At 45.5% G+C, this 12,459-nt stretch carries 12 protein-coding genes, 1 tRNA gene and 1 pseudogene; 8 read left to right on the top strand and 6 right to left on the bottom strand.

Annotated features, from left to right (window positions below):
• Window position 1 precedes the first annotated feature (1 nt).
• The 6 genes and pseudogenes from BN1044_RS05515 to BN1044_RS05495 all read left to right on the top strand — a co-directional run bounded on the left by BN1044_RS05515 (window position 2) and on the right by BN1044_RS05495 (window position 3,826).
• Window positions 2-295: a type II toxin-antitoxin system TacA family antitoxin gene (locus BN1044_RS05515; protein ID WP_072307870.1), complete on the top strand. Its 294-nt coding sequence runs from the start codon at window positions 2-4 to the stop codon at window positions 293-295.
• A complete protein-coding gene (locus BN1044_RS05510; RefSeq protein ID WP_072307869.1) occupies window positions 292-795 on the top strand; it encodes a GNAT family N-acetyltransferase in 504 nt (167 codons plus the stop codon). The genes BN1044_RS05515 and BN1044_RS05510 overlap by 4 nt, the downstream gene beginning before the upstream one ends.
• Window positions 796-1,110: 315 nt before the next feature.
• Window positions 1,111-2,733: a hypothetical protein gene (locus BN1044_RS05505; RefSeq protein ID WP_247650316.1), complete on the top strand. Its 1,623-nt coding sequence runs from the start codon at window positions 1,111-1,113 to the stop codon at window positions 2,731-2,733.
• 291 nt (window positions 2,734-3,024) lie between these two features.
• Window positions 3,025-3,258: pseudogene (locus tag BN1044_RS24180) on the top strand (hypothetical protein); the annotation flags it as partial.
• The gene (locus BN1044_RS05500; RefSeq protein ID WP_368072895.1) at window positions 3,189-3,611 is read left to right on the top strand and encodes a hypothetical protein; all 423 of its coding nucleotides are present in this window, start codon (window positions 3,189-3,191) and stop codon (window positions 3,609-3,611) included. The pseudogene BN1044_RS24180 and the gene BN1044_RS05500, both read left to right, overlap by 70 nt.
• Window positions 3,608-3,826 carry a helix-turn-helix domain-containing protein gene (locus BN1044_RS05495; protein ID WP_072307867.1) on the top strand — a complete coding sequence of 73 codons (219 nt, stop codon included), beginning with the start codon at window positions 3,608-3,610 and terminating at the stop codon, window positions 3,824-3,826. Before BN1044_RS05500 ends, BN1044_RS05495 begins: the two co-directional genes overlap by 4 nt.
• A 265-nt stretch (window positions 3,827-4,091) precedes the next feature.
• On the opposite strand, the gene BN1044_RS05485 is transcribed toward BN1044_RS05495, so the two are convergent.
• Window positions 4,092-4,167, bottom strand: a tRNA-Phe gene (locus BN1044_RS05485).
• A 709-nt stretch (window positions 4,168-4,876) separates the two neighbouring features.
• Here BN1044_RS05485 and BN1044_RS05480 point away from each other — a divergent pair.
• Window positions 4,877-5,521 carry a YfdX family protein gene (locus BN1044_RS05480; RefSeq protein WP_072307865.1) on the top strand — a complete coding sequence of 215 codons (645 nt, stop codon included), beginning with the start codon at window positions 4,877-4,879 and terminating at the stop codon, window positions 5,519-5,521.
• A gap of 96 nt (window positions 5,522-5,617) precedes the next feature.
• Here the strand turns inward: BN1044_RS05480 and dicD are convergent, their stop codons facing one another.
• From dicD to aspA, 5 genes are all read right to left on the bottom strand, one after another.
• Window positions 5,618-6,193 (bottom strand): division control transcriptional repressor DicD, encoded by a 576-nt coding sequence (dicD, locus tag BN1044_RS05475; protein WP_040046355.1) that lies wholly within the window; start codon window positions 6,191-6,193, stop codon window positions 5,618-5,620.
• A 59-nt stretch (window positions 6,194-6,252) separates the two neighbouring features.
• Window positions 6,253-7,947 (bottom strand): protein-disulfide reductase DsbD, encoded by a 1,695-nt coding sequence (locus tag BN1044_RS05470; protein WP_072307864.1) that lies wholly within the window; start codon window positions 7,945-7,947, stop codon window positions 6,253-6,255.
• A complete protein-coding gene (gene cutA / locus BN1044_RS05465) occupies window positions 7,923-8,273 on the bottom strand; it encodes a divalent cation tolerance protein CutA (RefSeq protein ID WP_072307863.1) in 351 nt (116 codons plus the stop codon). The genes BN1044_RS05470 and cutA overlap by 25 nt, the downstream gene beginning before the upstream one ends.
• A 142-nt stretch (window positions 8,274-8,415) precedes the next feature.
• On the bottom strand, window positions 8,416-9,717 hold the full coding sequence (locus BN1044_RS05460; RefSeq protein ID WP_072307862.1) for an anaerobic C4-dicarboxylate transporter: 1,302 nt from the start codon (window positions 9,715-9,717) through the stop codon (window positions 8,416-8,418).
• A gap of 234 nt (window positions 9,718-9,951) precedes the next feature.
• On the bottom strand, window positions 9,952-11,388 hold the full coding sequence (aspA, locus tag BN1044_RS05455) for an aspartate ammonia-lyase (protein ID WP_072307861.1): 1,437 nt from the start codon (window positions 11,386-11,388) through the stop codon (window positions 9,952-9,954).
• 366 nt (window positions 11,389-11,754) lie between these two features.
• On the opposite strand from aspA, the gene BN1044_RS05450 reads away from it, so the two are divergent.
• The gene (locus tag BN1044_RS05450) at window positions 11,755-12,261 is read left to right on the top strand and encodes an FxsA family protein (protein WP_175421587.1); all 507 of its coding nucleotides are present in this window, start codon (window positions 11,755-11,757) and stop codon (window positions 12,259-12,261) included.
• Window positions 12,262-12,459 lie beyond the last annotated feature (198 nt).

Genomic DNA, 12,459 nt, shown 5'->3' with positions numbered 1-12,459 from the left:
CATGCCAACGGCAAATAGCATGTCCATTAAACGCGAAACATTGAATCTTCGCATTAAACCCGCTGAACGCGATCTTATCGATCGGGCTGCCAAAGCCAGAGGAAAAAATCGTACTGATTTTGTTCTGGAAGCTGCTCGTGCGGCTGCTGAAGAAGCATTGATTGAACAGCGCATTATCATGGCCGATCCTGACGCTTATCAGGCGTTCCTTACTCGTCTGGATGAAGCGCCTGCCCCAAACGCCGCACTACGTAAAACGATGCAAACTCCCGCGCCGTGGGAGCAGAAAAAATGATCTCCGCTCCTGAACCGCTTCACGCCAAACACGATGTTAATGCATTTTGCTGTGGCGTGGATTCTATGGATAACTGGCTCAGGCAGCGGGCGATGAAAAATCAGTTAACTGGAGCATCCCGTACCTTTGTGTGCTGCGACGATAATGCCAGAGTTATGGCGTATTACTCATTAGCATCCAGCGCGGTGATGAGCAACTCTGCCGCTGGTCGTTTTCGCCGTAACATGCCCGACCCGATCCCTGTCGTGGTGTTAGGACGACTGGCTGTAGATAAATCACTGCATGGTCAGGGCGTCGGGCGTGCGTTAGTACGTGATGCGGGGTTACGGGTGATTCAGGTTGCGGAAACTATTGGTATTCGTGGCATGTTGGTTCACGCATTATCTGATGAAGCTCGGGAGTTTTATCTACGAGTGGGTTTTGAACCATCGCCGATGGATCCGATGATGCTGATGGTGACGCTGGGGGATTTGGTGGGGAGTGTTTCAGTGTGGGCTTAGCGAACGAACGGTTCTTTGTCTTGGTTATAGCCATATGAGGGTTATTCCACGCATCGAACTGAACGACTCTCAACCTGTAATTTCCTATAAGTAAGTGATTTACCTGGAAACTGTAAAGAGTATAGTCAGATATTGATATATGGTTGGGGCTTAATGCTGGTATAGGATTTTTTATCAAAGGGTGGTGGTGATGGCTACTAAGAAATCTAAACGCAATCAGAAAAAATTGTTACAACAGAAGAAAAAAAATATTTCTTCTTCACTTCAGGAAAATAAATATCATTTTAATAATTATTTTTACCGACAAATGTCCCTTTGCTTGACTTCTGTGTAGCCATTTTAGAACAAGTAAGAATAAATCCAGAATTGGCGATTAGTCCCGATTATTATTTTTCCTGCATGATTATATATTGGGAAAATAAAGAATATGAATCTTTTAGAGAATCTGCATTTTTATTACTTTCGACTATAGACAGTGAAATACCTTCATATATAAAGAAACTCATAGAGGGGCGGCATTCCTTCACGTTTTCTGAGCGAATTTCGTTTTTAACACCTGAGCATATTTCTTCTAATCTTGAAATTGCGCACCCTTACTACCAATTACTTGATATTTTTATGATGATTGGTACTAAAGGTCGAGTTAGCCCTTATTTCAATTGTTTTATGAGGTTTATGGCTGATATAAAAAAACGTCCGGAACCACTTTCTGAACACTCTTATGATGCGATTTTATCAAAATTTTATGAATATTTTCATCGTCTATTAATAGAAAAAGATAATGAGTTAAAAAAACTCACTTTATTTGTTGGTGAACAACTTTATGGTGATAAAAGCCAGTCCATTTGCTTTTTCTTATCGTATTTCAATCTCAATAGAAATGATGAATGTGCAATAGATTATGCTACCGAATTTTTATCAGCAGAAAATTTATCTGACGATAGTAGTTCGTATAAAAAATCATTATGCATCAATACAATTAAAGCTACAATTCGTTGTTCTCGGTGGAATGAATATGATGAATGGATGGGGCACTTTGAATCATTTGTTACTAACGATGATCCTGTTTATCAACAATTGCAAGAGCAAGGTGAGAAAGCCGTAAATAAAGAAATGGAAAGGAGAGATCACCCTGTTAATCCTGCAAATATAGCTCCAATTGAACTGAGTTCAATTCCCACTGATATGTTACTGATATTAACGAGCGTTATTGATGGGTGTGGAGGAGATTGGGGGCTCACGACAACCGAACAACGCTTAAGATATACCTTCCCTTCACGAAGAGTTGCCAACCAGTTATTGACAAACTTACTCGTAAATCACGTATTAAAAATATCAATTTCAGATTTCAATGCATTAGAAGATGGTGATTTATATAATTTCAGCTCTTTTATAAATAATTGCCAATTGCATTTAAATATTATTGGCGTAGAGGACACTAAAGTAATTTCGCTAAAAGTTATAAAAGAAGAAATACTAAGGCGAAATGATATTGGGAATAGCCTTATTAAAGTTTGGAAGAAAATCACCATCGGATATTTTTATAGTACATTGGAGTATTACCTTTCAAACGTATCAGATAAATGGGCTCAAGAGTTCTCACTTAATGAAAGTACGATACAGAGATTAGAAAAAATTGATTCAAGTGCAAGGCGGTTATCTTATGTGGCCTTTAGTTCTGTTAATTCAACAGTAGGTTTCCATGAACTCCAAAGTACAGGCTCTAAACATACACAAAATATGTTATTGCATAAGATTATGAAGTATCTTGATTTTATTGAAAGCGGTGAGTCAGATTATTCAAAACCTAGATTTGATAAAGCTCCTATATTATCAATTGAGAAAGTGATTGAAGAATTACTAAATCTAGATCCTCATTCCCTATACAATGAGATCCCATCAATCGAGATAATAGAGAATTGTATTTCAATTCATTAATTTTAACATTATATGCATCATGCCTGCGAGCACTTGCTCGCGGGATGCAAGAAGATAATTAATATTGAAATATACTGAACCAAATTAGGTTGAGGCTTCTATATCTAAAATTTATCTCTGATAAATCCCCTTGCCGTTTCCCCTGGCTAGCAGTATCGTACTCCCGCACCTGCCAAATCAGGTGCCGGGATTGACCTCCTGAAATTGTTACAGGCGACACATGACGCGCGAGCGTCTTTTTTGTGTCGTGCGTTCGGCTACATCTCAATGGTGGGCTGAGCGGGGGCATCGCAAGATGCGCCGGTTTCCTGTAACACCGGTAAGGTCAACCCTGTTCAGTCCACCACCCATGGGATTGACCTCTCAAGTGGTGGGTTTATTACCCGTTACAGGATGCTGCCAAAATGGCTACGACCCCAACCCAAACACATTCGTCCGAATGTTCCCCACTTACACTGTCTTTTAATAGCGGCACTGATTTCACCGTACTTGCCGATCACTGCGAACAATTCGCCGATGCCTTGATAGAAAGCCATCATTCAGGCGAAAGGCGGGCGTTGTGTTACCGCCTTGCTGATTGCCTGAATCTGCTACACCCCACACTCAACGATCCCATTCCACCGCATCTGATGGAACGTTTCACCGTCGACCAACTCCCCACCAAAATACCCGTTTTTGAACCCGAATCAGAACTCCTCTGCGGCTACTGCCTGACGCTGGCGCAGCTCCTGAGCAAACATACCTTTACTGCTGATGAAGAAAAGCAGCTCACCGGATTGTTGTTCGAGCTGGTGTGTTACTTTGCCGATGAACTCAGAGCGCCACGCTGGATCCGCACCGCCGACGGTGTGAAGTTTATCGAAGAGGTGGCGGTATGATGCAACCAGATTGGCATTCTGCCGACATTATCGCGGCGCTGAAAAAGCGCGGAACCTCACTTTCTGCGGTTTCGCGCAACGCAGGGCTGGCCTCCGCAACGCTTACGAATGCTTTAGTAAGGCATTGGCCTAAAGGTGAAAGGCTGATTGCCGAAGCAGTGGGCGTTCAGCCGGAACAAATCTGGCCTTCCCGCTATCACAAACCGACAGAATAACTCCGACTCACGTGTTTCATCAGCTTATTCTGGTGGTGAAGCGCGAGGTGGCAAGCGCAGCGCGTCAGCCAGAAATAATTACGCTGCAGCAAATATGTTGGATTCATGGTTTTAATCTTGTCGATGCTCGTTACATCAAGATCATGAAGGATGTGTATAGCGGCGCTGGGGGCGAATTATCGAACGAAGTTCGATGAAGAGTCCTGATTTTTAACAGGAAAGCAGAAAGCAAAAAACCAGCCCTTAGGCTGGTTTCTTTAAATAGTGGTGCCCGGACTCGGAATCGAACCAAGGACACGGGGATTTTCAATCCCCTGCTCTACCGGCTGAGCTATCCGGGCAACGAGGCGTATTAAACTGGATCTGCATCGTTGCGTCAACGTAATTTCTTCATTCCCTTGATCGGTTGCCTAATGTTTCGGCACTTTGGTTTTTTTTGCACGAAATTTGCGCCATAGCGATGAGATCTCTGTTTACCTTCATCTCCTGCTTTATGAGAAGTGGGCAGCCGAGGTCATCACGAGGGATTGAGAACTAGCCAGAAGCTCTATAGTGGCAGAATAGCCGGTTTATTTGGCTGACATAAAATTACGAGCGCTATTTTTACGCTGAAATAGAATGGTTATTCTCTATAGTCTTTTAAACATAAGAACTCATTTTTATATGCTGGTAGCTAATTTTTATATTAATAATAATGCAGTATGAAAATATCTCTCTAAGAGATGGCCAATATTGATATGGGTTTACTTTTTTTGACTGTAATGACTCTGGGTTATTTCTTTGTTTAACATGTTGTTATGTTCTATTTATGGTCAATTATTTGTCTAATTTTTGCACTTATGTAATAAAGTAAAATGATAGAACATAAGCCGTAAATTATTTATTCCCAGAAGCGTAATGTGTATTTTACAAAATCCATGCTTAATTTAGGCTTGTTGACATCAATTGTAGTCGATATATAACCTTGGTTTTGTTGATTACGAAGCTCTATTTATTTATAGAAGAGCAGCGTATAGCCGAATAATATAAATTAAATCAGGTGTATTAATTATGAAACGTATTCTTACAGCAACCGCGCTTTCTCTTGCCATGATGTCTACTTTTACTTGGGCTGCTGATGGCGCAACCACTGCTCCAGCGGCAACGACCACCGTAAGCGCTAATGTGCTCACTGCCCAACAGGCCAAAGAAGTCGCGAAGGTGGCTCAACAAGGCTTTAACGCCATGCGTGATGTGCAATATGCTCGCGTCTCTTTATTCCGTGGATATCCAGATGTGGCACAAAAATTAGTCGATCAGGCGCAAACCTTATTATCTGACGATAACACCGACTGGAAAGATTTTATTAAGGCCGATAAGAAAACCCCGCTGGCTGGTGATAACTACGTGGTGATCAATGCCTCTATTTCTTTAGCTGAGGATTTCGTGGCAACGCCTGAAAAACAAAAAGCGATTGATAGCGCTAATGCCAAATTCAAGAAGGGCGATCATAAAGGCGCAATGGAAGAACTGCGTTTGGCAGGCGTTGGTGTAACGGAAACTCAATATTTGATGCCGCTGAAACAAACTCAGCAGGCTGTTAAAAAAGCGCAGCAGTTGCTGAAAGAGGGTAAATACTATGAAGCGAACTTGGCTCTGAAAGGCGCTGAAGAAGGGATTATTACCGACAGCGTTTCTTTAGTGGGTGCCAATTAATCTCTCGATGAGTTAATTAACACGTTCTATTTCCTACCTTCGATAAACCACCCTCAGGGGTGGTTTATTCATCGATATCACAATAAATACTGCGCCTTAGCCTAAGGCACCATTTCGGCGGCAGCGCGCAATTTGCAGAATATCTTCGGCTAAGCGGCGTGCGGTTTCTACATCTTGTAGTTGGCGTTTTACCAGCAAACGACTTAAGCAGCCTTCCAGCACTAGCTCCATCTGATGAGCGACCATTTCAGGATCGTCCATATCGATATCTTGCAGCAGCGCGAGCGTAAACTCGTAAGAGGCTGCTTTCTGTTGCTCGGCGAGCAGGTGAATCGGGTGATCGTCTTCAGGGAAAAAGCTGCAGGCGGCGATAAACAGGCAGCCGGGATAGCGTTGTTGCTGCACATATTCGGCCAGCACGTGATAACGCGCTAAGATTTTATCTCGAGCAGAAAGGGTTTCATCCAGCAGTAGCTGGCGGCGCCATGTGTCTATCTGCTGCGCGTGGTAGCGCAGACTGTCATAAAGCAGGGCTTCACGATCTGGCCAAAAACGAATTAGCTCTTCCTTTGAAATATCGAGCTGGGGAGCCAGCTTATCCAAGGTCGTGGTTGCTAGTCCTTGTTGTTCCAGCAGGCCAAGTACCTGGCTGAGCACGAGTTCTCGTTGCACGTGATCCTCCTGTCTTATGTGCGGATCTTTCACGATCGGATCCTCAGTGTCGTTGATGGTTAGCGATTGTGCAAATGCGCTGTGAATTCCTTTGCCTTCATAAAACCGGTGACGCGCAGCTGCGGCTGTTCTTGCGCCTGCGCGTTGTAGAACAGGATAGTTGGCAGGCCTAATACGTTTAATTGCTTGAGCAGAGCGGCATGCTCTGCGTTGTTGGCCGTGACGTCTGCCTGTAACAGCACGGTATCCGCCAGTTGCTGGCGCACCGTTGGATCGCTGAAGGTGTATTTTTCAAACTCTTTGCAGGCCACACACCAGTCAGCATACAGATCTAACATAACAGGTTTGTTCTCTGCTTTAGCCTGCTGCAGAGCGTGATCCAGTTCTGCAATAGTATTCACTTTTTGGAACGGTAGATGAGCCATGGTTGCCTGTGATGCATTGCCAAATGCCCAATCTTGCAGTGGACGTGAACAAACCAGCGCCAAACCTAGCATCACAATTTGCATGATGCGCGCTAGGCGATGAGAGGACTTCAGGCTCAGTGCAAATGCCCATCCGAAGAAGGCAACGCCCAGCAGCGACCAAAGCCGTAACCCCCACTCGTCACCCAGAATACGCTCCAGTAAGAATACTGGCAGCGCTAAGATTACAAATCCAAACGCCTCTTTGACGTATTGCATCCATGGCCCGCTTCGCGGTAGCAGGCGGTTGCCGAAAGTGGTCACGAGGATCAGCGGAATGCCCATTCCCAGCGCATAAAGATATAGCGTGCCGCCGCCTGCGGCCAGATTACCGCTTTGGGCAATGTACAGTAGGATGGCGCTAAGCGGCGCGGTGGTGCAGGGCGAACATATCAGGCCCGCCAGTGCGCCCATGACGAATACGCCAAGTAGCGATCCGCTGCGTTGCTGGTTGCTCCAGAGCGTGAGGCGTGTCTGGACTGAAGAAGGCAGCTGTAAGGTAAACAGGCCAAACATCGACAGCGCGAGCAGCACGAATAAAACCGATAGCCCAATCAATACATAGGGGTGTTGGAAAGCAGCTTGGAACTGTAATCCAGCGGCGGCGACCACCATCCCTAGCAGGGTATAAGTCACCGCCATGCCTTGGACATAAACGAGCGACAATACAAAAATTCGGCGATAGCTCTGTTGACGATCCTGCCCAAGGATAATGGCGGAGATCAGCGGATACATCGGTAAGATGCAGGGTGTAAATGCAATGCCGATCCCAATAAGAAGCGCCCAAAGCGGTGAGAACGGTAGCGCAGGGGCAGACTCCGTAATAGGCGCTGTATTTTGTGCCACCTCAGTGGTGGCCTGCGCGGTAACCGAATCTAAGGGGATGGTTTTGGTTTCCGGTGGATAGCAGAAACCCGCCTCGGCGCAGCCCTGATAAGTCACAATCAACGTAGCGTTTTGATCGGCGCTTTGGAGGCGCAGATTGAGCGTTAAGTTGTCTTTAAAAATAGCGGTTTTGCCGTAAAACTCATCATGATGATCTAGGCCTTCAGGCAGCGTAAACGGCGCTATTTTAGCCTGATGAGGCTCAATTTTAATCTGCTGACGATAGAGGTAGTACCCCGGTTTGATTTGCCAATTTAGATCGAGCTTATTCTCTTGTTGCTTGAAATCGAATGCGAAGGCCTGATCGACTGGCACAAACTGCGTTTTGCTAGAAAATAGCGACGCCTGTGCCGGAAGCAGAGTACAGATAAACAGAAAAACTAGCGTAAAGAAGCGTTGAGCCATGACAGGTAATCTTTATCTCCCGCGTGAACAGGTAATACTAAAAGTTCAGGGGTTTGGTATGGATGATGCTGTTTCAGAAAGCTTAGCAATGCTTCCTGATGTGAGCGCTCGCTTTTCAAAATCATCTGGACTTCGTATTCCTGCTCCAGCTTTCCTTCCCAATAATACATGGAGGATGCGCCGGGTAGCAGCGTAACGCAGGCCGTGAGTTTTTCACTCAGTGCCAGCGAAGCCAGCTGCTGAGCACAGGCTTCGTCGGGCGCAGTGCAGAGCACGACGATGGCATCGGTAACGTTATCGGGTAGTGGTTTTTCAGTCTCTGACATCTGATCTAAACCTCGCCGTGGATGATTTTGAATCAACACTATACCTTGTGTGAGCGAAAATTGTCAGCAACGCAAAAATAGCGTGATTAGAATGAGAAAAGGACGCCGAAGCGTCCTTTTTGTACTTACAAGCGAGGGAGGCTTACAGCATTATGCTTCCCAGCAGGAAGCCGAAGATAACAGACAGTGCCACGCCGATAGTGCCAGGGATGAAGAACGGGTGGTTAAAGACCAGTTTACCGATACGGGTTGTACCGGTGTCATCCATCTGTACTGCTGCAACCAGAGTTGGGTAGGTAGGCAGAATAAACAGGCCAGAAACCGCGGCGAAAGAGGCTACTGCAGTCAGAGGAGAAACGTTCAGCGCCAGCGCCATTGGCATCAGGGCTTTAGCCGTTGCAGCCTGAGAATACAGCAGAGCAGAAGCGAAGAAGAAGATTACCGCTAGCAGCCAAGGGTGAGACTGGATGACGGTACCCGCAGTTTCTTTGATCCAATCAAGGTTTGCTTGAACGAAAGTATCGCCCAACCAAGCAACACCCAGAATACAGATACATGCGCTCATACCTGCTTTGAAGGTGCTGGAGTTCAGAATGCTGTCAGTTTCAACGCGGCACAGGATAGTGGTCAGCGTTGCGACGCTCAGCATGATGATCAGAATCGCGTTCGTGGTGTTCATCAGCGGTTTTTCAACCAAGCCGAGGCTTGGGCTGTTGATGATTGCATAGCAAACGACGCACACAACGCCCAGCAGGAACAACCATACAGAGCTTTTTGCACGAGGTTTGATAACTACTTGCTTGTCGCCACGCAGTTCAATCAGGCCTTCAGCCAGACGTTTCTGGTAAATAGGATCGTCAGACAGTTTGGAGTCGAAGAGCCAAGAAACCAGCAGTGACATGACCAGTACAGCGAGGAAGGTAGATGGGATAACAACCATCAGCAGGTGGATATAGCTGATGCCGTGGCCTTCCATCACTGAAGACATATAAACCACTGCGGCTGAAATTGGAGACGCGGTAATCGCAATCTGAGCAGAAACAACGGCGGTAGACAGTGGACGGCATGGCTTGATGCCTTGTTCTTTCGCTACTTCAGCGATAACTGGCAGTGCAGACAGGGAAATATTACCGGTGCCAGCAAAGATGGTCAGAAAATAGGTCACAATCGGTGCAAGGATCGTGATGTATTTTGGGTTCTTACGCAGAAGTTTTTCAGTTTGATGAACTAGATAATCCATACCACCGGCAACCTGCATTGCAGAGATTGCGGCGATAACGGCCATGATAATTGAAATAACGTCGAATGGAATATTGCCTGGTTTAACACCGATCATGGCAAGGACTAAAACCCCTAAACCACCGGCGAATCCTATTCCGATGCCCCCTAGTCTGGCACCTAAGAATATGGCGAGCAGTACGATCACCAGCTCCAAAACTAACATAGTGTTTCTCCTCAAGATGTAACGATAATATTCCTTTTGTCCTTGAAGCTGCCGCGTGGAATAAGTGTATTTTCTGAGGCTCATACTCACATAGGTGACTCAGAATTCTTTTACTCATCATTCACTGCAACACAATGACATCGGGTGTAATTCTTTTTTTAAGTATGTTGGTCGCAATAAAAAGGCACGACTGACCAAGGGGCAGACGTGCCTGATATCGACTAGCGAACTTTATTATTGTTCGCTTTCGTCAGTATAACGTTTTGCTTTATAAGCAGGGTGCATCAGGTTCTCTACAGAGAAGATGTCATCCAGTTCCGCTTCGGTCAGTAGACCACGTTCCAGAACAACTTCACGCACGTTTTTACCTGTTTCGGCACAGATTTTACCAACGATATCACCGTTGTGGTGGCCGATAAACGGATTCAGGTAAGTTACGATACCGATAGAGTTAAATACATAGCTTTCACAAACTTCTTTGTTTGCGGTAATGCCGTTGACGCATTTTTCTAGCAGGTTGTAGCAACCGTTAGTCAGGATAGAGATGGATTCAAACATCGCCTGGCCAATAACAGGTTCCATTACGTTCAACTGCAGCTGGCCTGCTTCAGCAGCCATGGTTACGGTGGTGTCGTTACCGATGACTTTGAAGCAAAGTTGGTTAACCACTTCAGGAACCACTGGGTTAACTTTAGCTGGCATGATTGAAGAACCAGCCTGCAGTTCTGGCAGGTTGATTTCGTTCAGACCGGTACGTGGACCAGAAGACAGCAAGCGCAGGTCGTTACAGATTTTAGACAGTTTAACCGCCAGACGTTTCAGTGCACCGTGAACCATTACGTATGCGCCGCAGTCAGAGGTTGCTTCGATCAGGTCTTCTGCTACAGAGCATTGCAGGCCGCTGACTTCAGACAGTTTTTGCACAGCTAACTGAGAGTAACCTTCTGGCGTGTTCAGGCCAGTACCGATAGCGGTAGCGCCCAAGTTGACTTCCAGCAGCAGCTCAGAGGTGCGTTGCAGGTTCTTAACTTCTTCTTTCAGCAATACGCTGTATGCTTTGAATTCCTGACCCAGAGTCATAGGTACCGCATCCTGCAACTGGGTACGACCCATTTTCAGAATGTTTTCGAATTCTTTTGCTTTACGATCAAAACCTTCGCGCAGTTGGTTGATTGCATCCAGCAGTTTCATGATAGAAGAATACACAGCGATACGGAAACCGGTAGGGTAGGCATCGTTGGTAGACTGGCATTTGTTCAGGTGATCGTTCGGGTTCAGGTATTGATATTCACCTTTCTGGTGGCCCATCAGTTCCAGACCGATATTTGCCAGCACTTCGTTGGTGTTCATATTAACGGAAGTACCTGCACCACCCTGATATACGTCTACAGGGAATTGATCCATGCATTTGCCGTTGTTCAATACTTCGTCACAAGCAAGAATAATGGTATCGGCAATTTTACGCGGAATGGTGTGTAACTCTTTATTTGCGAGCGCAGCAGCTTTTTTAACCATAACCATGCCGCGAACAAATTCAGGGATATCGCTGATTTTGTTGTTGCTGATATAAAAGTTTTCAATCGCTCGCAGAGTGTGAACACCATAATAAGCGTCTGCTGGAACTTCACGGGTGCCTAACAGGTCTTCTTCAATACGAATGTTGTTTGACATAAGAACCTTCTTTAATTGATGCCGAATAGTAAACTTGCTAATGGATTTATATCGTTTAGATTTTCAAATTCGAAAGGATCATCCGTCCTCTCTGTTCTGTGGCTGATCATATGCTGCTGGTGTGGAAAAGCATGAACCCAGATCACTATATGGCGCTTCAAGTTTCAGGTGTTTACATATCTGTGATTACTCTCACAGATAAAGAAAATAACCCACAAGAGTTATAGGGTTGAAAACGTATAAAATGCCACCACTTGTCATATATAGACTGTTTTTAGACATATATGCTGTTAAATTTTAACTATCTCAGTTGTTCTTTAATGCAATACTCATCATTAGAAAGCACTGCAATTTAGGAGAAGGATGTTGCGCTGGTTACCGCTCATATTGGTATTTCTGTTTGTTTATATAGAAATATCTATTTTTATTAAGGTTGCCGCAGTGCTTGGGGTTGCCCTGACATTGTTGCTCGTAGTCCTGACTTCTTGTCTCGGGGCTTCGCTGGTTCGTCATCAGGGAATGAAAACGCTGATGCAGATGCAGCAGAAGATGGCGATGGGGGAAAGCCCTGCAGCAGAAATGGTGAAAAGCGTTTCATTGGTTATGGCGGGTTTTTTGCTCATCCTGCCCGGTTTTTTCACCGACTTTTTAGGCCTGCTGCTGATTTTGCCTCCGGTACAAAAACATCTAACGCTCAAGCTATTGCCGTACTTCAGTTTTTCTCGCTCCGGCGGCAGTTTCGGTGGCGGTGATTTTGGTGGATCTCAAGGTGGGAACACCTTTGACGGTGAGTTTGAACGCAAAGACGAGCACCGTCCGCCGGTAGATAATCGCCTCGATCATAAAGACGATAGATACAAAGACGACAAATAAGCGTATTAGTGTTTCATTCTTAGCAAAGGCGTGGCAAATTTCGGCCGCGCCTTTTCTTTTATTGGCTCTGCCTCGCAGAGGTTGAAGAAAAACACAAATTTTTTACTTATCACCCCTTGAAGGGGTTGTTGGTTGCCCCAATCTGGTAACCACGAGTCCGAGAGCGGAGGATGTTCCTCTGGCTTCGGCGTTCAACCC

It is taken from the genome of Hafnia alvei (assembly GCF_900095695.1).
Lineage (GTDB): Bacteria > Pseudomonadota > Gammaproteobacteria > Enterobacterales > Enterobacteriaceae > Hafnia > Hafnia alvei_B.
Note: the sequence above shows the minus strand (reverse complement) of the source record. Positions and strands in the feature narration are given on the sequence as shown.